21 protein-coding genes and 1 pseudogene are annotated in these 25,587 nt (G+C 70.9%); 7 read left to right on the top strand and 15 right to left on the bottom strand.

What is annotated here, in order from left to right:
• Window positions 1-21: 21 nt before the first annotated feature.
• Window positions 22-1,593 carry a bifunctional phosphoribosylaminoimidazolecarboxamide formyltransferase/IMP cyclohydrolase gene (gene purH / locus ACGFIE_RS29690; RefSeq protein ID WP_393300757.1) on the bottom strand — a complete coding sequence of 524 codons (1,572 nt, stop codon included), beginning with the start codon at window positions 1,591-1,593 and terminating at the stop codon, window positions 22-24.
• Window positions 1,590-2,210, bottom strand: a complete 621-nt coding sequence (purN, locus tag ACGFIE_RS29685) for a phosphoribosylglycinamide formyltransferase (RefSeq protein ID WP_393300754.1) — start codon at window positions 2,208-2,210, stop codon at window positions 1,590-1,592. Before purN ends, purH begins: the two co-directional genes overlap by 4 nt.
• Window positions 2,211-2,417: 207 nt before the next feature.
• Here purN and ACGFIE_RS29680 point away from each other — a divergent pair, with 207 nt between their 5' ends.
• Window positions 2,418-3,005: a DUF4190 domain-containing protein gene (locus ACGFIE_RS29680; protein ID WP_344354619.1), complete on the top strand. Its 588-nt coding sequence runs from the start codon at window positions 2,418-2,420 to the stop codon at window positions 3,003-3,005.
• Between the two features lie 143 nt (window positions 3,006-3,148).
• On the opposite strand, the gene ACGFIE_RS29675 is transcribed toward ACGFIE_RS29680, so the two are convergent.
• Window positions 3,149-4,468: a DUF6350 family protein gene (locus ACGFIE_RS29675; protein WP_393300751.1), complete on the bottom strand. Its 1,320-nt coding sequence runs from the start codon at window positions 4,466-4,468 to the stop codon at window positions 3,149-3,151.
• A 202-nt stretch (window positions 4,469-4,670) separates the two neighbouring features.
• Here ACGFIE_RS29675 and ACGFIE_RS29670 point away from each other — a divergent pair, with 202 nt between their 5' ends.
• Window positions 4,671-4,931, top strand: a complete 261-nt coding sequence (locus tag ACGFIE_RS29670; protein ID WP_363680290.1) for a DUF4190 domain-containing protein — start codon at window positions 4,671-4,673, stop codon at window positions 4,929-4,931.
• A 63-nt stretch (window positions 4,932-4,994) separates the two neighbouring features.
• Here the strand turns inward: ACGFIE_RS29670 and sucD are convergent, their stop codons facing one another.
• The 3 genes from sucD to ACGFIE_RS29655 all read right to left on the bottom strand — a co-directional run bounded on the left by sucD (window position 4,995) and on the right by ACGFIE_RS29655 (window position 7,898).
• The gene (gene sucD / locus ACGFIE_RS29665) at window positions 4,995-5,882 is read right to left on the bottom strand and encodes a succinate--CoA ligase subunit alpha (protein ID WP_393300748.1); all 888 of its coding nucleotides are present in this window, start codon (window positions 5,880-5,882) and stop codon (window positions 4,995-4,997) included.
• A 2-nt stretch (window positions 5,883-5,884) separates the two neighbouring features.
• Window positions 5,885-7,063: an ADP-forming succinate--CoA ligase subunit beta gene (gene sucC / locus ACGFIE_RS29660; RefSeq protein ID WP_007465023.1), complete on the bottom strand. Its 1,179-nt coding sequence runs from the start codon at window positions 7,061-7,063 to the stop codon at window positions 5,885-5,887.
• 430 nt (window positions 7,064-7,493) lie between these two features.
• Window positions 7,494-7,898: a cobalamin B12-binding domain-containing protein gene (locus ACGFIE_RS29655; protein WP_203178796.1), complete on the bottom strand. Its 405-nt coding sequence runs from the start codon at window positions 7,896-7,898 to the stop codon at window positions 7,494-7,496.
• A 427-nt stretch (window positions 7,899-8,325) separates the two neighbouring features.
• Here ACGFIE_RS29655 and ACGFIE_RS29650 point away from each other — a divergent pair, with 427 nt between their 5' ends.
• Window positions 8,326-9,033, top strand: coding sequence for a M23 family metallopeptidase (locus ACGFIE_RS29650; RefSeq protein ID WP_393300743.1), 708 nt, complete (start codon window positions 8,326-8,328; stop codon window positions 9,031-9,033).
• Between the two features lie 273 nt (window positions 9,034-9,306).
• Entirely contained in the window at window positions 9,307-10,074 is a 768-nt protein-coding gene (locus ACGFIE_RS29645; protein ID WP_393300740.1) for a M23 family metallopeptidase, read from the top strand.
• Between the two features lie 85 nt (window positions 10,075-10,159).
• Here ACGFIE_RS29645 and pcrA read toward each other — a convergent pair whose 3' ends face one another.
• On the bottom strand, window positions 10,160-12,565 hold the full coding sequence (gene pcrA / locus ACGFIE_RS29640; RefSeq protein WP_363680298.1) for a DNA helicase PcrA: 2,406 nt from the start codon (window positions 12,563-12,565) through the stop codon (window positions 10,160-10,162).
• 314 nt (window positions 12,566-12,879) lie between these two features.
• Here pcrA and ACGFIE_RS29635 point away from each other — a divergent pair, with 314 nt between their 5' ends.
• A complete protein-coding gene (locus ACGFIE_RS29635; RefSeq protein WP_393300737.1) occupies window positions 12,880-13,266 on the top strand; it encodes a chorismate mutase in 387 nt (128 codons plus the stop codon).
• Between the two features lie 134 nt (window positions 13,267-13,400).
• Here the strand turns inward: ACGFIE_RS29635 and ACGFIE_RS29630 are convergent, their stop codons facing one another.
• The 8 genes from ACGFIE_RS29630 to ACGFIE_RS29595 form a co-directional block, all read right to left on the bottom strand.
• On the bottom strand, window positions 13,401-14,414 hold the full coding sequence (locus ACGFIE_RS29630) for an ABC transporter ATP-binding protein (RefSeq protein WP_393300734.1): 1,014 nt from the start codon (window positions 14,412-14,414) through the stop codon (window positions 13,401-13,403).
• The gene (locus tag ACGFIE_RS29625) at window positions 14,407-15,435 is read right to left on the bottom strand and encodes an ABC transporter ATP-binding protein (RefSeq protein WP_039909015.1); all 1,029 of its coding nucleotides are present in this window, start codon (window positions 15,433-15,435) and stop codon (window positions 14,407-14,409) included. The genes ACGFIE_RS29630 and ACGFIE_RS29625 overlap by 8 nt, the downstream gene beginning before the upstream one ends.
• Window positions 15,436-15,460: 25 nt before the next feature.
• Window positions 15,461-16,420, bottom strand: coding sequence for an ABC transporter permease (locus ACGFIE_RS29620; protein ID WP_393300731.1), 960 nt, complete (start codon window positions 16,418-16,420; stop codon window positions 15,461-15,463).
• The gene (locus ACGFIE_RS29615; RefSeq protein ID WP_007465043.1) at window positions 16,413-17,339 is read right to left on the bottom strand and encodes an ABC transporter permease; all 927 of its coding nucleotides are present in this window, start codon (window positions 17,337-17,339) and stop codon (window positions 16,413-16,415) included. Before ACGFIE_RS29615 ends, ACGFIE_RS29620 begins: the two co-directional genes overlap by 8 nt.
• A gap of 149 nt (window positions 17,340-17,488) precedes the next feature.
• Window positions 17,489-19,129 carry an ABC transporter substrate-binding protein gene (locus ACGFIE_RS29610; protein ID WP_393300728.1) on the bottom strand — a complete coding sequence of 547 codons (1,641 nt, stop codon included), beginning with the start codon at window positions 19,127-19,129 and terminating at the stop codon, window positions 17,489-17,491.
• 684 nt (window positions 19,130-19,813) lie between these two features.
• Window positions 19,814-20,977 (bottom strand): thioester domain-containing protein, encoded by a 1,164-nt coding sequence (locus ACGFIE_RS29605; RefSeq protein WP_393300725.1) that lies wholly within the window; start codon window positions 20,975-20,977, stop codon window positions 19,814-19,816.
• Between the two features lie 190 nt (window positions 20,978-21,167).
• Window positions 21,168-21,854 (bottom strand): response regulator transcription factor, encoded by a 687-nt coding sequence (locus tag ACGFIE_RS29600; RefSeq protein ID WP_363680525.1) that lies wholly within the window; start codon window positions 21,852-21,854, stop codon window positions 21,168-21,170.
• Window positions 21,855-21,856: 2 nt separating this feature from the next.
• Entirely contained in the window at window positions 21,857-23,095 is a 1,239-nt protein-coding gene (locus ACGFIE_RS29595) for an ATP-binding protein (RefSeq protein WP_007465060.1), read from the bottom strand.
• A gap of 186 nt (window positions 23,096-23,281) precedes the next feature.
• Here ACGFIE_RS29595 and ACGFIE_RS29590 point away from each other — a divergent pair, with 186 nt between their 5' ends.
• Both ACGFIE_RS29590 and ACGFIE_RS29585 read left to right on the top strand, forming a co-directional pair.
• Window positions 23,282-25,261, top strand: coding sequence for a PspC domain-containing protein (locus ACGFIE_RS29590; protein ID WP_393300722.1), 1,980 nt, complete (start codon window positions 23,282-23,284; stop codon window positions 25,259-25,261).
• A pseudogene (locus ACGFIE_RS29585) lies at window positions 25,258-25,441 on the top strand (hypothetical protein); the annotation flags it as partial. The gene ACGFIE_RS29590 and the pseudogene ACGFIE_RS29585, both read left to right, overlap by 4 nt.
• Window positions 25,442-25,587 lie beyond the last annotated feature (146 nt).

Here is a 25,587-nt window from a genome sequence, read left to right as displayed (position 1 = left end):
CATGATCGACGGGGTCTGTGGTCAGTGGAAGAAGTGGCGGGTTTTCGTCAGGTACATCGTTACGTTTGCCTTTCGGGCCGCTTCGATCACCTCTTCGTCGCGGATCGAGCCGCCGGGCTGGACGATGGCACGGACGCCCGCGTCGATGAGGATCTGCGGCCCGTCGGCGAACGGGAAGAACGCGTCGGAGGCCGCGACCGAGCCCCGCGCACGGTCGGCGCCGGCGCGGGTGACCGCTAGCTGCGCCGAGTCGACCCGGTTGACCTGACCCATGCCGACCCCGACGGTGGCGCCGTCCTTGGCGAGCAGGATCGCGTTGCTCTTCACCGCGCGGACGGCCCGCCAGGCGAACGCGAGGTCGCGCAGCAGCTCCTCGTCGGCGGCCTCACCTGTCGCCAACTGCCAGTTCGCCGGGTCGTCGCCGGGGGCGTCCACCCGGTCGGCGACCTGGGCCAGCACCCCACCGGTCACCGACCGCAGCTCCACAAGCGCCGGCGTCCAGGCCGGCGCCCGCAGCAGCCGGACGTTCTTCTTGCCCTGCAACACCTCGACCGCGCCCTCGTCGAAGCCGGGGGCGACCACCACCTCGGTGAAGATGTCGGCGACCTGCCGGGCCAGCTCGACCGAGACCGGCCGGTTGACCGCGATGACACCCCCGTACGCAGACACCGGGTCGCAGGCGTGCGCCTTGCGGTGCGCCTCGGCGACGTCCGAGCCCACCGCGATCCCGCACGGGTTCGCGTGCTTGATGATCGCCACGGCCGGCTGATCGGCGAAGTCGTTCGCGGCCCGCCAGGCGGCGTCGGCGTCGACGTAGTTGTTGTACGACATCTCCTTGCCGTGCAACTGCTCGGCCTGGGCCAGCCCCGCCGGGGCGTCCGGGTCGGTGTAGAGCGCGGCCGGCTGGTGCGGGTTCTCCCCGTAGCGCAGCACAGTCGACTTGCGCAGGGCGGACCCGACGAACGTCGGCCAGGAGTCGTCGGCAGGCGCCAGCTCCCGGGCACACCACTGGGCCACCGCGACGTCGTACTCGGCGATGTCGGCGAACGCGCGGGCGGCCAGCGCGCGACGCTGGGCCAGCGTGAAGCCACCCTCGTCGAGCGCGCCGAGCAGCGCCGGGTACGCGGCCGGGTCGGTGAGGACCGCGACCGAGGCGTGGTTCTTGGCGGCGGCCCGCACCATGGCCGGGCCACCGATGTCGATCTGCTCCACGCACTCCTCGACGCCGGCGCCGGAGGCGACTGTCGCCTGGAACGGGTAGAGGTTGGAGACCAGCAGGTCGAACGCGGCCACGCCCAGCTCGTCGAGCTGTGCCACGTGGGTGTCCTTGCGCAGGTCCGCGAGGAGACCTGCGTGCACCTTCGGGTGCAGGGTCTTCACCCGGCCGTCGAGCACCTCGGGGAAGCCGGTCACCGTCTCCACAGGCGTCACCGGAACCCCGGCGGCGGCGATCGTGCCCGCCGTGCTGCCGGTGGACACGATCTCCACACCGGCCGCGTGCAGGGCCTGGGCCAGCTCGACCAGCCCGGTCTTGTCGTAGACGCTGACCAGCGCCCGCCGAATCGGGCGGCGCCCGTCCTGAGTGGGACTCACGGAACCGTGACCTTCCTTCCGGTGATGGTCCAGCCTTGGCGGACCAGGCGGCCGACCTGCTCGACGAGCTGGCGGCGCTCGGCTTCCTTGATGCGCTCGGTGAGCGCGTCGACGTCGTCGTCGTCGAGCACCGGCACCGCGACCTGCGCCACGATCGGCCCGGTGTCCATGCCGGCGTCGACGAAGAAGAGCGTTGCCCCGGTGAGCTTCACGCCGTAGGCGAGGGCGTCACGCGGGCCGTGGATGCCGGGGAACGCCGGCAGCAGGGTGTTGTGGGTGTTCAGGTAGCGGTCGCCGAAGGCGGCGAGGAAGTGCGGGCCGACCAGTTTGAGGAAGCCTGCGGAGATGACCAGGTCGGGTTGGTGCTTGGCCACGTGCGCGGTGAGCGCGACGTCCCAGTCCTCCCGCGTGTCGTGGTCGCGGACCCGCTCGACGAACGTCGGCACCCCCGCCGCGTCGGCCCGGTCCAGGCCCGCGATGCCGTCGCGGTCCGCGCCCACCGCGACGACCTGCGCGCCGTACGCGGGGTCGACTGCGGCGTCCAGCAGGGCCTGCAGGTTGCTCCCGGAGCCGGAGATGAGAACGACGATGCGGGCGACAGACGCGGGCTCGGTCACCGGGCCACCCTATCGGGCAGGTCAGGACGTCCCTCGGTTGGGCGGTTCGCCGATCTGTGACAGTTACCGGCGGACGAAATGAGCGGCCATCAGCAGTATTGCGCGGTATGTCGCCGCGCTGCTGTGCTGTGCCTGGGGAGGTCTGACCGCGATCATGGATGGGAACAACAGCAGCAACTGACGGAACCAGTCCAAGGAGCTTTTCGAATGCAGCCCGGCAACCCCGGTCAGGACCCGTACGGCCAGCAGCCCAACCAGGACCCGACCGCACCCCAGCCGCCGCACGACCCGTACGCCCCGCCGCCGGCCGCCCCGTACGGCCAGCAGCCCACCTCGGGTCAGCCCTACGGCCAGCCCACCTCGGGTCAGCCCTACGGTCAGCCGCCGGCCGCGCCGTACGGCCAGCAGCCCGGCGCCCCGTACGGCCAGCAGCCGCAGGACCCGTACGGCGCCCCGCAGGCCCCGTACGGCCAGCAGCAACCCTACGGCGCCCCGACGTACCCGAACGCCGGCTACCCGCAGCAGCAGGGCCAGAACAACACCCTGGGCCTGGTGTCGATGATCCTCGGCATCGCGTCGATCCCGCTGGTCTGCTGCGTCTTCCTGGGCATTCCAGTCGGCATCGCGGGCGTGGTGACCGGTTACCTCGCCAAGCAGAAGGTCGCCCAGGGCCAGGCCAGCAACGCCGGCCAGGCCAAGGCCGGCCTGATCTGCGGCGCGGTCGGTGTCGGCCTGGGCATCCTGCTGCTCGTCCTGAACATCGTCGGGACCTTCAGCCTGCCGACCGAGCCCTGACAGACCCTGCTTTCGACGGGGCGCTCCGGATCCGTCCGGGGCGCCCCGCGCCGTCTCCGCACCACTGTCGACAAGGCCCGCCGACGGCCGGGCCGCTGTTCGCCGGGCCGCTGTTCGCCGTTGGCCGTCGTGACGGCGGGTGGTCAGGCGCCGGGGCGGACCGGCGGTGTCGGGGCGGGGCGCGGGCTTCGGGCGAGCACCCGGGTGGCGGCGGCGCCGAGCAACGCGCCGGCCGCGACGACACCGGCCGCCACGGCGCCGACCTGCCAGGCCACCGGGCCGAGCTGCGCCAGCCGCCCTCCGCCGAGCGGCCCACCGGAGGCCGCGGCGGCGACGCCGAGCAGCACGCCGGCCACCGGCCCGGCCAGCGCCGCCGGCGCCAGCAGCTCCGCCCAGCGCCGCGGCGGGCGCTCCGGCCCGTCGGACCGGGCCAGCCGGCGAGCGAGCAACCAGCCGGCGACCATTCCGGCCAGCACCGGCACCGCGAGCAGCAGCGCGCCGGGGCCGTCGACCGGGCCGCGCGGCAGGCCGGCGAGCAACGGTACGGCCGGCAGCGCGCCGACCGACACCTCACTGGTACGCACGGCCGTGTCGACGCCGACCGCGAAGCCCGGCCCGAGCAGATAGCTTGTCGACCACACTGCGGCGTTCGGCGCGTACGCCGTGCTGACCAGGGTGATCCCGGCCTGCCCGGCCACCCCGGTCCGGTACGCGCCGATCATGTCCGCCGCGTCACCGCCACCGGTGGCCACGGCCAGGCCGGCCGCCCCGGCGCCCGCCCCGAGCAGGAGGAGCGCGGCCACCAGCCCGGTGCGTACGCCGTCGCGCAGCGGGCCGGGTATCCGGGTGACGAGCAGCCGGGTCACGGCGGTGACCCGGATCGCGCCGACCAGTGCGCCGAGCGTGCCGACCACCGCGAACGTGGCCGCCGCCCGCACCGGGGACACCTGCGGCCCGCCCGCACCGATCAGCACCGCGGCGAGCGCGCCGAGCAGCGCGTACAGCAGGCCTACCGCTCCGGCGGCGAGCAGCGCGCGGCGCGGTGAGCGGGTGTCGCGGGCGCCTATCGCGCGGCTCACGTGCACGCCGGCCCGGGTCAGTCGCCAGATCGCGAGGACGGTAAGCGCCAGCGGGGCGAGCCCGAACGGGCCCGCCTCGGTGTGCAGCGGCACGCCGTGCCCCACCAGCCAACCGGCCAGCGCGGTGCGCAGAGTGCCGCCCAGCGTGGTGGAATCCGCGCCGAGCTGAACCAGGCCGAGCACGATGGCTACCGGCAGGTACGACGTGAGGGCCGCCCCGACGGCTGCCACCCCGGCGGCGACGGGCAGTGGCGCGCGCCCACGCGGCGACTCACCGGCGCGCGGTGCGGGCACCCGCCGGCGCGGCGCGGCGCGGTCGACCGGCCGGTCGTCGGCGCGTACGCCGCCGGCACGGCGGGGTGGGTCAGGGGTGACGGGGGACATCCGCTCTACTCTGGCACGTCGCGCGGGCGGTGGCAGTCCGTTAACCCGCCCCCGACGGCGGCGAGTTGGGCGAACCGGGGTCGGGGTGGCCCCGTCGGGTCTAGCGTCGGGCCAGAGAGGGTGGCCGTCGCCGGCAACCGGTGCTCATTCGCCGATCGCGGCCCGGGTCGGCCCGCCCGCCCACGACCGCCCGGAGGTAGCCGTGACGTCCGCATACCCGCCACCCCCGCCGGCCAGGGGACGCGACCGCACCACGCTCTGGGGCGTGCTGGGCATCGTCCTGGGCCTGATCTGTTGCGGCATCCTGGGCATCATCTTCGGCTACCTGTCGCTGCGCGACGCGCGGCGCAACGGCCAGTCGCCGGTCCTCGGGTACCTCGCCATCGTGTTCGGCGTGATCAACATCATCGGCGGCTCGATCCTGCGTCTCACCGGCAACTACCCGTTCTGGAACAACGACTGACCCGGCGGTACGACGAAGGGGCCGACCAGTTCTGGTCGACCCCTTCGCTGTTGTCGTGCCGGCTCAGCTGCCGGACATGATCTCCCGCATCAGCTTCGCGGTCTCGGTCGGCGTCTTGCCGACCTTGACGCCGACGGCTTCGAGCGCCGCCTGCTTCGCCTCGGCGGTGCCGGCCGAGCCGGAGATGATCGCCCCGGCGTGCCCCATGGTCTTGCCGGGAGGCGCGGTGAAGCCGGCGATGTAGCCGACCACCGGCTTGGTGACGTTGCCCTTGATGAACTCGGCGGCCCGCTCCTCGGCGTCGCCACCGATCTCACCGATCATCACGATGGCGTCGGTCTCCGGGTCGGCCTCGAACGCCTTGAGGGCGTCGATGTGCGTGGTCCCGATGATCGGGTCGCCGCCGATGCCGACGCAGGTGGAGAAGCCGATGTCGCGCAGCTCGTACATCATCTGGTAGGTCAGCGTGCCGCTCTTGCTGACCAGGCCGATCCGGCCGGCGCCGGTGATGTCGGCCGGGATGATGCCGGCGTTGGAGGCGCCCGGCGAGGCGATGCCGGGGCAGTTCGGCCCGATGATCCGGGTCCGCTCGCCCTGCGCGAGGTTGTACGCCCAGAACGCGGCGGTGTCGTGCACCGGCACGCCCTCGGTGATCACCACGGCCAGCGGAATCGCGGCGTCGATCGCCTCGACCACGGCGGCCTTGGTGAACTGCGGCGGTACGAAGATGACAGTGACGTCGGCCCCGGTCTCGGCCATGGCTTCCGCCACGGACGCGAAGACCGGCAGCTCGGTGCCGTCGAAGTCGACCTTCTGGCCCGCCTTGCGCGGGTTGACGCCGCCGACGACGTTGGTGCCGGCGGCGAGCATCCGCCGGGTGTGCTTGGAGCCCTCGGAGCCGGTCATCCCCTGAACGATGACCTTCGAGTCCTTGGTCAGCCAGATAGCCATGATCAGACCCCCGCAGCTGCCAGCTCGGCGGCCCGCTCGGCCGCGCCGTCCATGGTGTCCACCCGCTGTACGAGCGGGTTGTTCGCGCCGTCCAGGATCGCCCGGCCGGCTTCGGCGTTGTTGCCGTCGAGCCGGACGACGAGAGGCTTGGTGACCTTCTCGCCGCGCTGCTCCAGCAGGGCGAGCGCCTGGATGATGCCGTTGGCGACCTCGTCGCAGGCGGTGATGCCGCCGAAGACGTTGACGAAGACGCTCTTCACTGCCGGGTCGGAGAGCACGATCTCCAGCCCGTTCGCCATCACCGCGGCGCTCGCGCCGCCGCCGATGTCGAGGAAGTTGGCCGGCTTGACGTTGCCGTGCCGCTCACCGGCGTACGCGACGACGTCGAGGGTCGACATGACCAGACCCGCGCCGTTGCCGATGATGCCGACCTCGCCGTCGAGCTTGACGTAGTTGAGGTCCTTGGCCTTGGCGGCCTGCTCCAGCGGGTCCACGGCGGCCTGGTCGACCAGGGCCTCGTGGTCCGGGTGCCGGAACGCGGCGTTCTCGTCCAGGGTGATCTTGGCGTCGAGCAGCAGCAGCCGCCCGTCCCCGTTCTTCGCGAGGGGGTTGACCTCGACCAGGGTGGCGTCCTCGGCGACGAACGCCTGCCACAGGCCGACGGCCACCTCGACGACCTGGTCGGCGACCTCGGCCGGGAAGCCGGCGGCGGTGACGATCTCCCGCGCCTTGGCCTCGTCGACGCCGGTGTTGGCGTCGATCGGCGCCTTCACGACCCGGTCCGGGGTGTCGGCGGCGACCTGCTCGATGTCCATACCGCCGGCCACGCTGGCGATGCAGAGGAAGGTGCGGTTCGCTCGGTCGAGCAGGTACGAGAAGTAGTACTCCTCGGCCACGTCGGCGGTCACGGTGATCATGACCTTGTGGACGGTGTGACCCTTGATGTCCATGCCGAGGATGTCGGTGGCGCGGGCCACCGTCTCCTCGGCGCCCTCGGCCAGCTTGACGCCGCCGGCCTTACCTCGGCCGCCGACCTTCACCTGCGCCTTGACGACCACGCGACCGCCGAGGCGTTCGGCGATCGCACGGGCCTCTTCCGGGGTAGTGGCGACGCCGCCGGCCAGCACGGGCAAGCCGTGCCGCTCGAACAGGTCCCGCCCCTGGTACTCGTACAGGTCCACGATTGCGCGTCCCGTCCCGTCTCCGCGGCGCGCCGTCGCGCCGCCACCAGCGTTCAGAAAACAGTTTGACGCCTGTCATCAGTTGAAACAGGCCATTGGCGGCAGCCTAGCGAGGTGGGCACGGCCGGCAACCGAGCGGGTGCACGGTGTGCGGTAATGCACAACCGGGTGCCGACTGCGGCTGATTTCGGCCGCGTCGCGGCCGGCATCAATCGTCCGGGCGATGTTGCCGGGGGTCCGTAACCCGCCCGTCGGGGCGTCGTTGAGTCAGGTGTCGGCGCGCTGAGCAGCGCAAAGACGGGATACGGCCGATGCCCTGTCGGTCGAGGGGTGGCGGCGGGGCATCGTGCATAGAGGGGCCGGACGTGTGAGGGGTGCGTCCGGCCCCTCCCCCGTGCCCAAAATCAGGTAAGCGCGGCAGACCGGCGCCTCAGGCGACCGGCTGCGCCACGTTCTGCCGGACCCACTCGACGATCGCCTGCGTGGTGGCGCCCGGCGTGAAGATCTTCGCGACGCCCAGCTTCTCCAACTCGGGGATGTCGCCGTTGGGGATGATGCCGCCACCGAACACGACGATGTCGCGGGCGTCCCGCTCACCCAGCAGCTCGAGCACGCGACGGAAGAGCGTCATGTGCGCGCCGGACAGTACGGAGAGACCGACGGCGTCGGCGTCCTCCTGGATGGCCGTCTCCACGATCTGCTCGGGCGTCTGGTGCAGGCCGGTGTAGACGACCTCCATCCCCGCGTCGCGCAGTGCACGTGCGACGACCTTCGCGCCACGGTCGTGGCCGTCCAGACCGGGCTTCGCGACGACGACCCGAATACGAGAGCTCATCAGCGCACACCTTTCACCGGCTCCACGGCCTTCACCTGAACGAACGGTAACCCGCCCGACCGACACCGGGAAATCCGGGCCGGAAACACGTCCGACATTCCCCCGACGTCGGGGCATCGCCTGCGGCACCTCCCCACCCGGGTCGCGGCGTCAAGCCGGACGACTCCGCCGGATCGGTCACGCTCGGCGACGAACGGGTGGTTACGGGGGCACCGTTCGACGGCGCGATGCATGACAATCTTGGACGCAAACGGACAGATCGACACGCCAATTCGGCGCTCTGGCTTGTGGCTCGCCTGGTGGTTGGCTAACGTGTCCACGGTTGTCATCAGGTCCATGGACGGGTGACGACGCGGTCGGCAGACGTTCACCTGAGCTTCACGGACGTCCACTGGCCGCCTCGGAACCCCGACAACGGAGGGTGTGCGTGCGCCAGCGCCTGTCGTCTGAGCCCGATCGATATCGCGGTCGCCGCCGCGTACCCACCCCACCGCGTAGTCGTTACGCGGCCGTCGTCACCACCGCCTTCGTCGGCGCGGGCATCGTCGCGCTGGGCGCGTCGGCCCTGCCGGACGCCAAGGACGTCAGCCCGACGGTGCTCGACGAGCTCAAGCAGGCGTCGATCACCAGTCAGGACGTGGCGGCCCGCGCGGACAACGCCGAGCGCCCCTCTCGGGACAGCCGCACCAAGGTAGCGGCCGAGCCCGAGGTCTGGATGCTGCCGCTGCAGGGCTACGACTTCAACTCCCCCTACGGGGTGCGGTGGGGCAAGCTGCACACAGGCGTCGACCTGGTCGTTCCCGAGGGCACGCCGTACGTGGCGGTCCACGACGGGCTGGTCACCAAGGCCGGCTGGTTCGGCGGCTACGGCTACGCGGTGATCGTCCAGCACAGCGACGGCAGCGAGGCCATCTACGGCCACTCCTCCGCGCTCAGCGTCAAGGAGGGCCAGCAGGTCAAGGCGGGCGACCAGCTGGGTCTGGTGGGCCAGACCGGCCACGCCTACGGCACCCACCTGCACCTTGAGCTGCATGTCAAGGGCGCGCCTATCGACCCCGTTCCGTACCTGTTTGACCGCGGAGTGGACATCAAGACGCAAATCGAGGCAATCTACAACGACGTATCGGGATCCTGACGCTGCGTACTGATCGTTGACCGCCCGGATCTGCCGATCCGGGCGGTTTTTCGTTGTCCCCGTCCGACACATGTCTGCTGGATCACAGGACGGACTGTGACCGACGGCACGGCAACACATGATCACTTTTCCGGACGGACCGCTTCAGACCGGCGCATACCCGGTCAGCGAGCCTGCGGCCCCCGATCCCGACGCCCGGTCCCGGGCGGTCGTCCGGCTCGGCCCGACACCAGTATTTCGAGGTCAAGTGCCCCTCGACTGTGAAGGTCCGCCGTGCAGGAAGACAGCCCCGTCCAGAACGAGAACACCCCCGACACCACCGTCGAGCAGCCGCGACGTGGCCGCCGACGGAACCGCCTCATCGTGCTCGGCGCGGCCGCGCTGGTCGCCCTCGGCCTGGGCGGGGTCACCGTCGCCACCTCCGGGCCCGACCGGCCGGCGCCCACCGCCGTCTCGCTCGACGCCCAGTCCCGGGCCGATGCCGCCAGTCGGGCCGACCGCTCGGCCCGCGAGTCGAGTGCGCCGGCCTCCCCGTCCGCCAGCCCGACCGTGAGCCCGTCGACGGCAAGCGCGAGCCCGACACCGACGAAGACGGCCACCGCGAAGCCGAAGCCCAAGCCGAAGAAGACCACCAGGCCAACTGCCGCCTGGGTCGACCCGATGCCGGGCGCCTCGGTCACCTCCTGCTTCGGAGAGCGCTGGGGCACCCTGCACGCCGGGATCGACCTGGCGCTGCCCTCGGGCACCCCCATCCGCGCCGCGGCCGCAGGCACCGTCACCCAGGCCGGTGACGCCGCCGACGGGTACGGCAACTCCGTCTTCATCGACCACGGCAACGGCTACCTGACCCACTACGCCCACCAGGGCCGCATCGCGGTAAGCGTCGGGCAGAAGGTCAAGGCCGGCCAGGTGATCGGCTACGAGGGCGCCACGGGCGATGCCACCGGCCCGCACCTGCACTTCGAGGTGCACCAGGGCATGTGGAACCAGATCGACCCGGCGCCGTTCATGCGCGCGCACGGTGTCGACCTGGGGTGCTGAGCCTGGCGTCAAGTCGCCGATGTGGGGGTGTCCGGAAGTTCGGATGCCCCCACATCGGCGATGTGGATTGGATCGCTTCGGGGTGTCAGAGCTTGTCGACCGGGGCGTGGCGCAGCACCAGCCACATGGTCTGGTCGCCGAAGTCGATCTGCGCGCGGGCACCCGGCCCGTGCCCCTCCACGGCGAGCACGCGCCCCAGCCCGTAGCGCTGATGGTTGACCCGGTCGCCGGCGGCCACCTTCGGCCCCTGCGGCAACTCGCTGGCCGTGGTCAACCGGCTGGCGTCCACGCCGAGCCGCTGGGCCAGTTGCGCCGCCTTCGGCGTACCCCCGGTGAAGGTGCCGCGCCCGCCGGGCACGCGGTCCGCGCGCCCGCCGACGCCGCCGCCCCCACCGGCCCACGAGGTGTACGACCCCTCGGTGCGCTCCCAGCGCACCAGCTCCGGTGGTAGCTCCTCCAGGAACCGCGAGGGCGGGTTGTAGGAGGGCTGTCCCCATGCCGAGCGGGTGACCGCCCGGGAGAGGTAGAGCCGCTGCCGGGCGCGGGTGATGCCGACGTACGCCAGTCGGCGCTCCTCCTCCAGCTCACGAGTGTCGCCCAGCGAGCGCAGGTGCGGGAAGACGCCGTCCTCCAGCCCGGTCAGGAAGACCACCGGGAACTCCAGGCCCTTGGCGGTGTGCAACGTCATGAGCGTGACGACGCCCTGGTGGTCGGGGTCGTCGGAGGGAATCTGGTCGGCGTCGGCGACCAGCGCGACCTGCTCCAGGAAACCCGCCACGGTGGCCCGCTCGCCGTCGGCGCCGGTCGCCTCGATCCGCTCGGTGTACTCCCGGGCGACACTGACCAGCTCCTGGAGGTTGTCCACCCGGCCCGCGTCCTGCGGATCCAGGCTCTCCTCCAGCTCGGTGAGGTAGCCCGAGCGGGTCAGCAATGCCTCCAGCACCTCCTCCGGGGTGCCGGTCTCGGCCAACTCCCGCGCGCCGTCGAGCAGCGCCACGAAGTCGCCGATGCCGTTGGCCGCCCGCGTGGAGATGCCGGGCGCCTCCCGGGCCCGGCGCAGCGCCGCGCCGAAGGAGATCCGATCGCGGCTGGACAGCGCCTCGACGCACGCCTCCGCGCGGTCGCCGATGCCCCGGCGGGGAGTGTTCAGCACCCGCCGCAGGCTCACCGTGTCGTCGTCGTTGACCACCGAGCGCAGGTACGCCAGAGCGTCGCGGACCTCCTTGCGCTCGTAGAAGCGCACCCCGCCGACCACCTTGTACGGCAGGCCGGCGCGGATGAACACCTCCTCGAAGACACGGGACTGGGCGTTGGTGCGGTAGAAGACCGCCACGTCGCCGGGGCGGGTCTCGTCGGCGTCGACCAGCCGGTCGATCTCCCGGCCCACCCAGTCCGCCTCGGCGTGCTCGGTGTCGGCCACGTAGCCGACGATCCGCTCGCCGTCGCCGGCCTCGCTCCACAGCCGCTTCGGCTTGCGGGAGGTGTTCCGGTCGATCACCGCGTTGGCGGCGTTGAGGATGGTCTGGGTGGAGCGGTAGTTCTGCTCCAGCAGGATCGTCCGCGCGTCGGTGAAGTCCCGCTCGAACTCCAGGATGTTGCGGATCGTCGCGCCCCGGAACGCATAGATCGACTGGTCGGCGTCACCGACCACGCACAGCTCGGCCGGCTCCAGCCCGTCGGTGCCGGAGACCAGCTCCTTGATCAGGACGTACTGGGCGTGGTTGGTGTCCTGATATTCGTCCACCAGCACGTGCCGGAACCGCCGCCGGTAGCTCTCCGCGACGTGCGGGTGGGACTGGAGCAGGTGCACCGTCGTCATGATCAGGTCGTCGAAGTCCAGTGCGTGGGCCTCGCGCAGCCGGCGCTGGTAGAGCGTGTACGCCTCGGAGAGCGCCCGCTCATTGGGCCCGCTGGCCCGCGCGGCGAACTGCTCCGGGTCGACCAGCTCGTTCTTGAGGTTGGAGACCTGGGCGGCCAGACCACGCGCCGGGTAGCGCTTCGGGTCGAGATCCAGCTCGCGGGTGACCAGCTGCATCAGTCGCCGGGAGTCGTCCGCGTCGTAGATCGAGAACGTCGACTTGAGGCCGGCGTGCTCGTGCTCGGCGCGCAGGATGCGGACGCACGCCGAGTGGAACGTCGACACCCACATCAGTCGGGCCCGTGGCCCGACCAGCGCGGCGACCCGCTCCTTCATCTCGCCGGCCGCCTTGTTGGTGAAGGTGATGGCGATGATCTCACCGGGGTGCACGTCCCGTGCGGCCAGCAGGTAGGCGATCCGGTGGGTGAGCACCCGCGTCTTACCGGATCCCGCACCGGCAACGATCAGCAACGGGGAACCGGCGTGGCTGACGGCGTCGCGCTGCGGCCCGTTCAGGCCGGCCAGGAGCTGCTGCGGATCGAGGCGGGCGGAGGCCGACCCGGGCCGGTGCGGACGGGCCGGCGCGGACTCCGGCGCGGGCGGGGACGCGGGAATGTCGAAGAGAGGATGCATCGCGCGACAAGTCTATGCCGCCAGCCGGACACTTCCCGACCGCGCCGTCCGCCAGGGCGGGCCGTCTCGCCGGCACCTCCGGGTACGGGGCCGGGCCGCCCTTTTGGGCGTGAATCCTTGCGCGCCGGCCACCGGCGTGGGCATACTCGACGGCGTGATCGCTGCGCGCTACTACTTTTACTACGGCACCGGGAGTCCGGCAGCCGTGGGTCGCGCCTGATCGACAGACCTACGAAAAGCCCCGGGCTCCTGGAGCCCGGGGCTTTTTCGTCCCGGGTTCCGGGCACCGGGCACCACAGCGCGAGAGGTACCCGATGATGACAGACGTGGTGGAGCAGAACGGCGGTCCGGCCGGCCCGAAGGCGGGCCAGCCCTCGGTGAGCGGTGGCGCACCGGAGGTCCCTTCGGCGCAAAGCGACGACCCGGCCGAGGCACGGACCGGCACCGTGGAGCCGACCGCCGCCGCGCGGATCCTGCAGATCAGGGAACGGATCGACGAGATCGACCACGCGTTGATCGCGCTCTGGCAGGAGCGGGCCGCGTTGTCGCAGGAGGTCGGGGCGACGCGAATGGCATCCGGCGGAACCCGCCTGGTGCTCTCCCGGGAACGCGACATCCTGGAGCGCTTCCGGGTTGCCCTGGGCGCCGACGGCACCCAACTGGCGCTGCTGCTGCTGCGCGCGGGCCGCGGACCGCTCTGAGGCCCCGCCGGTGGGCCGCCGGTGTCTCGGGCCGGGCCGACGCGGCGCGGGAGCGTGGCGGCCCGCTCAGGCACCCCGGACAGACGAAACCGCCTGCCGTCGTCGTGGCGACGTCGGCAGGCGGTTCCGGTGACTCACGCCTCGTGGGTGGCGACGATCTCGCGCCGCTCCGCGAAGTGGCAGGCGCTCGGGTGGTCCGAGTCCCGCCGGATCTCCAACAGTGGGACCTGCTCGGCGCAGACTTCCTGCGCCTTCCAGCAGCGGGTCCGGAACCGGCAGCCCGAGGGCGGGCTGATCGGCGACGGCACGTCACCCGTGAGCCGGATGATCGTCTTGTTGTTCCGCTGGGTCGGGTCCGGCACCGGCACCGCCGAGAGCAGCGCCTGGGTGTACGGGTGGGTCGGCCGCTCGTAGATCTCGTCCTCGGTGCCGATCTCGACGATCTTGCCGAGGTACATCACCGCCACCCGGTCCGACAGGTGGCGGACCACCGACAGGTCGTGGGCGATGAAGATGTACGAGAGCCCCAGCTCGGTCTGCAGCTTCTCCAGCAGGTTCATCACCTGCGCCTGGATGGAGACGTCCAGGGCCGAGACGGGCTCGTCGCAGACGATCACCTCGGGCCGCAGCGCGAGCGCGCGGGCGATGCCGATGCGCTGACGCTGACCGCCGGAGAACTGGTGCGGGTACCTGTTGATGTGCTCCGGGTTGAGCCCGACCAGGTCGAGCAGCTCGCGGACCTTGGCCCGACGACTGCCCCGGGGCGCCACCTCCGGGTGGATCTCGAACGGCTCCCCGATGAGGTCACCGACAGTCATCCGCGGGTTGAGCGAGGTGTAGGGGTCCTGCATGACCAGCTGGATCTGCCGACGCAGCCGACGCAGCGCTCCACCGGAGAGCTTGGAGATGTCCTGGCCCTTGTAGACCACCCTGCCGGCGGTCGGCTTCTCCAGGTTCATCAGAACCCGGGCGAGGGTCGACTTGCCGCAGCCGGACTCGCCGACGACGCCCAGCGTCTCGCCGGACCGCAGACCGAACGAGACCCCGTCGACGGCCTTGACCTGACCGACGGTCTTCTTGAACACCACACCCTGGGTGACGGGGTAGTGCTTGACCAGGTCAGTGACCTCGAGGATGTTCTCAGACACGGTTCACCAGCTCCTCGGCGAAGTGGCAGGCGCTGGCCCGGGCGGGGCCCACCTGAAGCAGCGGGGGCACCTTCTCCCGGCACACCGGCTGAGCCATGGGGCAGCGCGGGTTGAACGGGCAGCCCGGCGGAATGTTCATCAGGTTCGGCGGGAGGCCCTTGATCGTCCGGAGCTGCTGCCCCTTCTCGTCAAGACGCGGGATCGAGTCGATCAGACCCAGCGTGTACGGGTGCGCCGGCTTGGCGTACAGGTCGTACACGTCGGCTTCCTCGACGATCCGGCCCGCGTACATGACGGCGATCCGGTCCGCGACGTCGGCGACCACACCGAGGTCGTGGGTGATCAGGATCATGCCCATCTGCCGCTCACGCTGAAGCTCCGCGAGCAGGTCCATGATCTGGGCCTGCACGGTCACGTCGAGCGCGGTGGTCGGCTCGTCCGCGATCAGCACCTCGGGGTCGAGCGCCAGCGACATCGCGATCATCGCGCGCTGCCGCATACCACCGGAGAACTGGTGCGGATAGTTGTTGTACCGGCCCTTGGCGTTCGGGATCTTGACCTGGTCGAGCATCTCGATCGCGCGCTTCTTGGCCTCCGCGCGACCCAGACCGCGCCGAACCCGGAACTGCTCGGCGATCTGGAACCCGACGGTGAAGACCGGGTTCAGGGCGGACAGCGCGTCCTGGAAGATCATCGCGATGCCCTCACCGCGGATGCGGCGGCGCTCCTCGGCGGACATGCGGAGCATGTCCTTTCCGTGGAAGCGGACCTGCCCACCGGTGACGAAGCCGGGGGGCGTGTCGAGGATGCCCATGATCGTCTGCGCCGTGACGCTCTTACCGGAGCCGGACTCGCCGAGCACGGCGAGGGTCTCCCCCGCGTCGACGTGGTACGTGACCCCGTTGATGACCTTTGCGACGCCGTCCCGGGTACGGAACTCCACCCGCAGGTCGTCGACCTCGAGCAGCCGGCCGGAGGGGCGCCCGGACCCGCCGGATCCCGGCGCGGACTGCTCAGACACGAGAATGTCGGACACTGGATCTCCCCTAGCGGAGTTTCGGATCGAGGGCCTCGCGGACCGCTTCACCGAGCATCACGAAGCTCAGCACCGCGGCGACGAGGAATGCGGCCGGGAAGAACACGAGCCCCGGCGCGACCCGGATGAAATCCTTGCCCTCGCTGATCATGATGCCCCAGGACACCACCGGCGACTTCAGGCCGACACCCAGGAACGACAGGGTTGCCTCGGCGCCGATGAACGAGCCGACCATGATCGTGCCGTAGACCAGCAGTGGGGCCAGGCAGTTCGGCAGCAGGTGCTTGAGGATGATCCGGCCGCTGCCGGCACCCAGCGCACGCGCCGCAACGATGTAGTCGGCCTCCTTGGTGGAGAGCACCGAGGAGCGCATCAACCGCATCACGACCGGCCAGCTCAGCACGATCAGCGAGATGATCACCAGGCCCATGATCTCGGCCTTGCTGTTGCTGCTGCCCGAACCGTTGAACGTGGTCAGGATGACGATCGCGCCGAGCACGAACGGCACTCCGAAGAACACATCCGCGACCCGGCTGAGAATCGTGTCGACCCAGCCACCGAGGTAGCCGGAGATGATGCCCATGGCGCCGCCGACCAGCAGGGTGCCGACCACGGAGAGCACGGCGACCACGATGGAGGCACGGGCGCCGTAGATGACTCGGGCGTAGACGTCCCGGCCCTGCAGGTCGTACCCGAACCACGCGTCGCCGGACGCCTTGTTGAGGCTGCGCGAGAGCGCTCCGTTGACCGGGTCGCCCGGGGCGAACAGCGACGGGAAGGCCGCCATCAACAGGAAGATGACGATGATCGTCGCCGAGATCCAGAACAGCGGCTTGCGGCGCAGGTCCCGCCAGGCGTCACCGAGCAGACCACGAGGCTTCTCGTTGCCCTGCGGCCCGGGGGTGGCGGGGGTGTCGGTCGGCTGCGCGGCAGGGGTGCTGACGATCGATGCGGTACTCGGGTCACTCATAACGGATCCTCGGGTCCAGGGCGGCGTAGAGCAGGTCGACCAGCAGGTTCATCAACAGATAGACGACCACCAACACCACCACGATGCCAACCACGGTAGCGCTCTCCTTGGTGACGATCGCGCGGTAGACCTCGCGGCCGATCCCGTTGATGCCGAAGATGCCCTCGGTGACGATCGCGCCGCCCATCAGGGCACCGAGGTCGGTGCCGAGCAGGGTGACGACCGGAATGAGCGAGTTGCGCAGCAGGTGCACACCCACGACCCGGCGCATCGGCAGGCCCTTGGCGATGGCGGTGCGCACGTAGTCGGCACGGCGGTTCTCCGCGATGCTCGTTCGGGCCACCCGGGCGATGTACGCCACCGACGCGCTACCGAGCACGAAGCCCGGCACGATCAGCTCGGAGAACCGCATCTCGGATGAGACGGTCGGCTTGACGATGCCCCACTGCACGCCCAGCAGCCACTGCAGCACGAAGCCGACGACGAACACCGGCAGCGCGAGCAGGAAGAGGGTCGAGACGAGGACGAGGTTGTCCAGGAAGCCGTTGCGGCGCAGACCGGTCAGGATGCCGGCGCCGAGGCCGATCACGGCCTCGATGGCGAGCGCGACCAGAGCCAGCTTCAGGGTGTTCGGGTACGCCGTGGCGATGATGTCGCCGATGTCGCGCTGCGAGAACGTCTGGCCGAAGTCGCCCTGGAGCAGGTTCTTCATGTAGTTGCCGTACTGCACGAAGACGTTCTGGTCCAGGTGGTACTTCTCGGTCATGTACGCGACGTACTGATCGGGGCAGCGGCGCTCGCCACACTTGCCGGCGAACGGATCGCCGGGGACGGACCAGACGAGCCAGTAGATCAGGAAGGTCGAGCCGATGAAGACCGGCACGAGTTGGAGCAGCCGTCTCAACAGATAACGGCCCATGGGGTGGTCCTCCAGACAGGGGGCGCGTCGGACGGCCGACACGGTGGTGACAACGTGGCGAGTGGAGTGTTGTAGCACCCACTCGCGGAACGGCCCCGGGTCGGGCTCACCGGATGTGGCGAGCCCGACCCGGGGTCAGACCGTTCGGATCAGAGCTCGACCGAGGTGATGTCGAGTTCGCCGACGTTGTTCAGCTCGAGCTTCTTGATCTTCTCCGAGTGGCCGGACTGCTGGCCGTAGAAGTAGATCGGGATGCTCGGGACGTCCTGGTCGACCTTCTCGATGGCCTTGGCGAAGGCCTCGTGCGAAGCCTCGAGGCTCGGCGCGGAGCTGGCCTGCTTGGCCAGGGTGTCGACCTCGGGGTTGCTGTACAGGCCGTCGTTGGACGAGCCGTTCTTGACGTAGAGCGGGTTGACCCAGTTCTCCACGTCCGGGTAGTCCTGCTGCCACGCGGCACGGTACGGGCCGGTCATCTTGTGGGCGTTGATGTTCTGACGGAACACCGCGAAGGTCGGGATGCCCTCGGCGCGAGCGTCGATGCCGAGGTTGGTCTTGACCTGCTGCGCAACCGCGTCCATCCAGTCCTTGTGGCTGGAGTCCGAGTTGTAGTAGAAGACCATCTCGCCGGTGAAGCCGCCGGCCTCGGTCAGCAGCTGCCTGGCCGTGGCCGGGTCGAACTTGCAGGCGGTGCAGTTACCCGGCTTGGCGCCCGGGGTCAGCGGGTTCGCCCAGCTGTCGGCCGGCTTGCGGGTACCGAAGAAGATCTTGTCCGAGATCTCCTGCCGGTTGATCGCCAGCGAGACCGCACGACGCAGCTTCGGGTTCTGGAAGCGCTTGTCGTAGATCGGGAAAGCGATAAGCGCGGTCGACGGCGTGACGGTGTTCAGGCCACGCTCACCGAGGTCGGTCTTCCACTTGTCGCCGGCGAGCGCCGAGGTGGGGACGACCTCCATGAAGTCCAGGTTGTTGGCGAGCAGGTCGGCGTAGGCCGCCGTCTCGTCCTGGTACAGCTTGACGTCGACGTCCTTGATCTTCATCTTGTCGCGCAGGCTGTAGTCGTCGAAACGAGTCAGCTTGATGAGGACGTTGTCCTGCCACGAGACGAACTTCACCGGGCCGTTACCGATCGGCTTCTTGCCGAACTCCTCGGGCTTCATGGTGAAGAACGCGTCCGGCAGCGGCATGAACGCGCTGTAGCCGAGCTTGGTCGGGAAGACCGCGGTCGGGGCGGCGAGGGTGACCTCGAAGGTCTGCTCGTCGATGACCTTCAGGCCGGAGAGCTTCTCGGCCGTCGGCTTCGGGGCCTTCTGCGGGCCGTCGGCGCCGTCCGGGTCCTCGGTGTAGGTCTTGTCGAAGCCCGCGATGTCCGAGAAGAAGGAGCCGTTCTGCGCGCCGTTCGGCGAGTACGCGGCCCAGTTCCAGGCGTCGACGAAGTTCTTCGCCTTCACCTCGGTACCGTCGTGGAACTTGGTACCCTTCTTGATCTTGATCGTGAAGACCTTCGAGTCCTTGGTGTCGATGGACTCGGCCAGCGCGTTGCGCGGGGCCCCACCGTCGTTGGGGTACTCGACCAGGCCGGTGAACAGCCAGTCGATGACCTTGCCACCGCCGGTCTCCGTGGTGTTCGACGGAACCAGCGGGTTCTCCGGCTGGACGCCGTGGATGACGATCGCGCCATCCTTGCTGGCGGCGGCGTCGCCGTCGCCGTCACCGCTCGAGCAACCGCTCGCGACAAGCGCGGCAGCCGCGCTGAGCGCGATAGCGCTCGTCGCCCGCTTCGAGACTCTCATTCCGAGGGGCCTCCTCTTTCTAAACCTGGTTCCGTCGTGGGTTTCACGCACGTTTGGGGGGTGACACCGCCCGACCACCCCGGGGCGGGGGTCGCCGGGACCACAGGGAAGTTTGGGGACACCCCTGATGTTCCGATCCGCCGGGCTCCCTCACCCGACGATGCACGACCCTACGCAGGCGGCGCAGCCACGAACCCGCCGGGAAACAGCGAAGGTCGTGGTCGTCGGGCCGTGCGGAGTGCCACACACCAAGGGTGAGGTGCTGCCACTGTGACACCCACTGGCCTCTTTCGTGAAGGTGCCGTTATCAAGCCGTTAGTTGCCCGCCACGTTGCCGATACTTGAAAAATGATCATAAAACGGTCGTGATCAACGTCCCCGACCTGGAAGGACACTGCCTGCTGGCACGCTCCCCGCAGCGCTCAGGCTCGGCTTCTGTGAGCTATTCCGCTTGACGAGCGCATGCAACGAGGTCCAACCCGGGCTCGATTTTCTTTGCCCGTCCGGACGAGGTGGGCGTCGTCTGCACGGGCGTCATCGCCGGCTGGGTGGACGAGGGTGCCGCAGACGGTTCTCTGACCAGCAAAGGGTCGAGTCGGCGCCTGTCGACTCCGGCCGGCGCGACGACGCCGGCCCCGGCGCCGCGCGAGGCGGGGCCGGGGCCGGCGGTGTGGCGGGGATGGATCAGGCGGTGAAGCGGACCTTGCGGCGACGCACCAGAAGGACGGTCACCGCGCCCGCGACGAGCAGCAGCAGACCGGCGGTCGCCGCCATCGCGATCGGCGAACCGGTAAGCGGCAGGGCGCCACCGTTGCTGACCGGCGAGGTGGAGGGCGCCGGGCTGGCCGGCTGCGCCGAGGCCGACGGCGTGGCCGACGGGGTGGTCGGCGACGCGCTCGGGGTCGGCGACGAGGTGGCCGGCGGCGTCGCGGGAGTGGCCGTGAAGGTGGCCGCCGCCCGGGCGGTGACGGTGGCACCGGTGCTGCCGCCGAGGATCAGCTTCTGCGCCTTCTTGGCGCCGGTGAACAGGAACACCCGGCCGAAGGACACCGAGTCCTGCGCCGTCAGGGTCACGTTGACCGTGCCGGCGGCCTCGGCGGCCAGCCAGAACTGCCCGCCGTTGGTGGTCGTGGTGACAGGCTTGCCCTCGGCGTCGACGGCGGTGCCGCCGGTGACCGCGACGGTGATGGCGCCCGCCGGGCCCTTCACAGTGAACGGACCGGCCTTGCCGCCGACCGTCGCGGTGGCGCTGGCCGGGTCGACGGCCAGCTCGGCACGCGGCTCGGGCTGGTCGGTGGCGTTCGCGACCAGGTAGTCACGAACGCCCTGGATCACTGCGTACTGATCGCGGGGCTGCAGGCCCTTTTCCCAGGCACCCAGCTCGATGCCGTCGCTGAAGTGCCAGACGGCGGTCTGGGTGCCGAAGTAGAGCAGCGTGTCCAGCTGCTTCTTACCGATCTTTGCTGGCGGCGTGACATGCGCGGCGGCGAGAAGCGCGGCGGAGTCGGCATTCGGGTAGCCGTGGGTGAGCACCCACTGCACCTTGCCGAGGTTCTGCACCTCGGACTTGTCCCAGGTGCCCTCGTCGTACTTGCCGTCGAGCTTCACGTTCGTGTGGTAGTCGATGCAGAACGCCGGCACCAGCTTGCCGTCGATCTTCAACGCGAGCGCGGACGTGGTGCGCGTCTTGCCGTCGAGCTTCAGGGTGACCTGGCTGCCCTCGACCGCCTTGGCCACACCGGTGGCCGGAGCCGCGGCGGCCGCACCCGCCACGCCGAGCGCCAACGCGCCGCCGGCGACGGCCGCCAGCGCGACCCGCGCCCAGTGTCGTCCTCGTTGTCCCAACATCAAGAGTGTGTACCTCTCCCCCAGGGGTGACCCGCGACCGCGGGCACGCGTGAGCCGCCGCTTCCGCGGGATGCCAACACCCACGCGCGGAAACGGGACCGGGGCAGTATGGGGCGACGGATGATCGTTTGTCAGCCCCGCCAGGCGGCATCCGTGGCATGTGCCCGAAATGCCGGGGCGGAGGAATAGATCACACGAGCCGGCGGTCCGCCGCCCAGCGGGACAACTCGTAGCGGTTGGACATCTGGAGCTTGCGCAGCACGTTCGATACGTGTGTCTCCACCGTCTTGATGGAGATGAACAGCTCCTTGGCGATCTCCTTGTACGCGTATCCCCGGGCCAGCAGACGCAGCACCTCCCGCTCCCGGTTGGTGAGCTGGTCCAGCTCCGGGTCGGCGACCGGGGCGTCCGGTCGGGCCGCGAAGGCGTCCAGCACGAACCCGGCGAGCCGGGGGCTGAACACCGCGTCACCGTCGGCGACCCGACGGACCGCCGCGGCCAGCTCGTCCGGTGAGATGGTCTTGGTGACATAACCCCGCGCGCCGGCTCGGATCAACCCGATCACGTCCTCCGCCGCGTCGGAGACGCTCAGCGCCAGGAACTTGACCTGCGGGTGGGTGCGGCGCATCGCCTCCAGCACGGCGCGACCACCGCCATCGGGCATGTGGACGTCGAGCAGCACCACGTCCGGACCGGTGGCGGCGATCCGGGTGACCGCCTCGGCCACCGTGCTCGCCTCACCCACCACCTCGACGTGGGCGCCCAACTCGGCACGCACCCCCGCCCGGAACATGGCGTGGTCGTCGACGAGGAACACCCGCAGGCGTTCGGGGCGGCTGGTCGCCGGGTCGAGGTGCTCCATCGGCTGCTCGGCCATGGTCATTTGTTCCTCTCCGCTGCGGACGAGTCCCGGGAGATCGGCAGGATCAGCCGGACCTCGGTCCCCTCCCCCGGGCCGGACCGGATCTCGGCCCGTCCGCCGTGCCGCTTCATCCGTCCGATGATCGAACCACGTACGCCGTGCCGGTGGTCCTCCACCGTATCCGGATCGAAGCCCTTGCCCCGGTCCCGGACGAAGACGCTTACCTGATCGGGCTCCACCTCGGCGTAGAGCGACACGGTCTGCACCCCGGCGTGCCGGGCCGCGTTCACCAGCGCCTCCCGCGCGGCGGCGACGAGCGCCCCGACCTTCTCGTCCGTCTCCCGGTCACCCACCACAACGGTCTCCACCGTGATCGCGAAGGTGTCCTCGACCTCGGCGGCGGCCTGCTCCAGAGCGGCGGCGAAGCGCTCACTCGGTGACGCGGTGGGCTTGTACAGCCAGTTGCGCAGCGAACGCTCCTGCCCCCGGGCCAACCGCTGCACCGTCTTGACGTCGCTGGCGTTGCGCTGGATCAGAGCGAGGGTGTGCAGCACCTGGTCGTGCACCATCGCGGCCAGCTCGGCCCGCTCCTGCTCGCGGATGCGCCCCTCGCGCTCCGAGCGGAGCTGGCTGTACGTCCGCCAGAGCACCGGCGCGGCGACCACGCCGACCCCGGCCAGGCCGACCAGCGCGAAGATCACCCCGTTGATCACCGCGTCGAAGTTCTGTGCCGGCGAGTAGACCGCTGCGACACCGATGATGCCGACCGCGACGAGCACCCCGCCTCCGATGAACCGGAGCACGAAGGCCCGCCTGTCGCTCTCCTCCACTACCGCCCCGAGCCACGGCACCGGCATCGTGTCGCCCCAGCGCCGCCGTCGCTCGGGCGCGGACTGGTGCCAGATGACCCCGGCGCCGACGGCGATGATCGCCACCAGCCAGCCGGCGGTGCCCGCCGCGCCGACCGAGTCGAAGACCATCACCTGGATGAGCAGGACACCGAGCCCGATCCCGACGAACGGGAGGAGCTGGGCCACGTCGCGCCGGGGTGGCACGGCGGTGTCACCGGGGCGCAGCGGCACCACCGCCCAGAAGGCCGCGTATAGCAGCAGCCCGAGCCCACTCAGCCCGAGCAGCACCATGAACGCGACCCGCACGCGCAGCACCGAGATGCCGAGATGGTCGGCGATGCCGGCGGCGACACCGGCGGCCATCCGATGCTCGGGGGCGCGATAGAGGCGCGGAGGCGGGGTCACGGTGGTGATCGGAAGCTCCCTGGTCACGGTGGTGGGCGGGGTGCGGTCGGTGAGTTCGATCGTCACACGTTGCGGCGTCCGCCGACCACGGGTGACGCCCCCGACATTCCGGCCGCTCGGATCTCAGGGTGGGGTCAGGGTCGGGTCCTGAGGTCGTTCGGGCGAAGCGGGCAGCAGGATCGAGGCATGACCGAGGAAGCTGCCCCGCCGCCCCGCCCCGGGTCGGCACAGCCGGGCGGTTCAGCGCCGCCCGCACCAGCCGGAACGCCCACCGGCTGGACCGAGCCCACCACGTTCGGCCCGCCCGCCCACACCGGCCCGGCCGCCGGACCGACGCCGGGCGCCTACGAGCCCCCGAGCCCCAGCTACGCGCCCGACGCCGGCTCGGCGGCCGGCACGGACCGCGGGCCCGGAGGGGGTACGACCGCCGCGGACCACGGCCCCGGCGCCGGCTTCGCACCCGGCGCGGGCTACGGACCCGGCGGGGGCTACGGGCCCGGCGGGGGCTACGGACCCGGCGCGGGCTACGGACCCGGCGGGGGCGGGGGTACGCCTCCCGGGCCCGGCGGGCCGGGGCCGTCCGCGGGGCCGCTGGGCGGCACCGGTTTCACGTCGCGGTACGGGCTGGTCCGGCCGCGCGACGGCCGTTACCTGGCGGGGGTCTGCGCGGCGATCGGGCGCGCCACCAACACCGATCCGGTGCTCTGGCGCGTGCTGCTCGCGGTGCTCGGCTTCTTCGGCGGCATCGGCATCCTCGTGTACGTCGCCGCCTGGCTCATCATCCCGAACGAGGGCGACACGGCATCCCCGGTGGAGTCGATGCTGGGGCGCGGCCGTTCCAGCATGTCCCCGGTGACCGTGATCGTGCTGGGCATCCTGGTGGCGGCCAGCTTCGGCTACATCGTCACCGACGCCTTCCGCGCGGTGCTGCTCGGCGCGGCCATCCTGATCGGCGGCGCGTTGCTGCTCAACCGGGACAGCCGTGGGCCACAGCCCGGCGCCCAGGGCGGGCCGGTGCCGCCCACCCCGACCGGTACACCACCCGGGCCGGTCCCGCCGGTCGCCTGGCCCGCTCCGGCGCACGGCGCGGTGCCGTCCACCGGTCCGCTGGCGACCGCGCCGTTGGCGGGCGGCTCTCCGGTGTACGCCGCGACGGCGCCTGGTGAAACGACGAGCGCACCCACGCCCGTCCACGGCACCCAGCCGGCCACCGCCCCGCAGCCACTCGTCGGCGCACAGCCGGTGTCCGGGGCAGCCATGTCGTACGGGCCGGTGTCCGGGCAGCCGGCCGTCGCCACGACGGGGCAGCAGGAGGCCGCCTGGCCGGCACCCGAGCAGGGCTGGACGGCCACCGCCACCGACGGCACGCCCACCGCCAACTGGCCGTCGGCGCCGGTGACCGCAGTGCCCGCCAGTCCGTCCGGTTACCCGGTCGCGGCGACGCCGGGCGGATACCGCCCTCCGTTCGCGCCACACGGCCCGTACGCCGCGCCGGCGCCGGCCGCGTACCCGCCGCCGAAACCGCCGAAGCCACCGAAGCCACCGAAGCGGCCCCGGGAGCGTTCGCCGCTCGGCGCGGTGACCTTCTCGCTGATCTTCCTGGCCCTCGGCCTGGTCGCCCTGCTCGACCTGTTGGACGTCTTCGCCGTCACCGCGTCGGCGTACTTCGCGGCCGCGTTGGCCACGATCGGGCTGGGGCTGCTGGTCGGCACCTGGTTCGGCCGGGCCCGCTGGCTGATCGCGCTCGGCCTGGTGACCGCCGCGGCGCTGGGCACCGCCACCGTCGCCGAGTCCTACGACCGCATCCGCGGCGTGGACGGGGCGGTCACCTGGGCGCCCACCGACTACCGCGACCTCGCCGACAGGTACGAGAACAGCTTCGGTGACGCCGTGCTCGACCTGCGGGGCATCGACTTCACGAAGCGGGACAGCCAGGTGACCGTCGCGATCAACTTCGGTCAGGCGACAGTTGTCGTACCGCCGAACGTGGACGTCACCACAGTGGCCGACGTCAACGCCGGCGACGCCACCGTGTTCGGCAACCGTTCCGGCGGGATCGACGGCCGGCTGCGGGAGTCCACCGACCTGGGCGCGGACGGTCCCGGCGGCGGAAAGCTACGCCTGTACGTCCACGTCAATGCCGGCAACCTGGAGGTGACCCGGTGAAGGCCCACCGCACAGACCTGCTCTCTTTCGCCTTCGGGCTGGTGTTCCTGGCGCTGTCGGCCTGGTGGCTGCTCGCCCAGATTCTCGGGCTCGCGCTGCCACCGGTCGGCTGGTTCCTGGCCGGCGCGCTGATCCTGATCGGCGTCTTCGGTCTGGTCGGCGCGTTGCGCTCCGGCCGCTCCGGCCGCTCGGAGCCGAACGACGTCGCCGATCCCGCCACGATCGCGGCCCAGCAGCCCGGCGCGCCGACCTCGGCGGCCGGGCCGGTGGCGGCCGCCGCCGAACCGGGTGTGCCGACGTCCGGGGTGCCCACCCCGACCTCCGGC

The organism is Micromonospora sp. NPDC049275 (genome assembly GCF_043197115.1).
Classification (GTDB): Bacteria; Actinomycetota; Actinomycetes; order Mycobacteriales; family Micromonosporaceae; genus Micromonospora.
The sequence above is the reverse complement of the archived record's forward strand: the minus strand, read 5'-3'. Positions and strand labels throughout refer to the sequence as shown.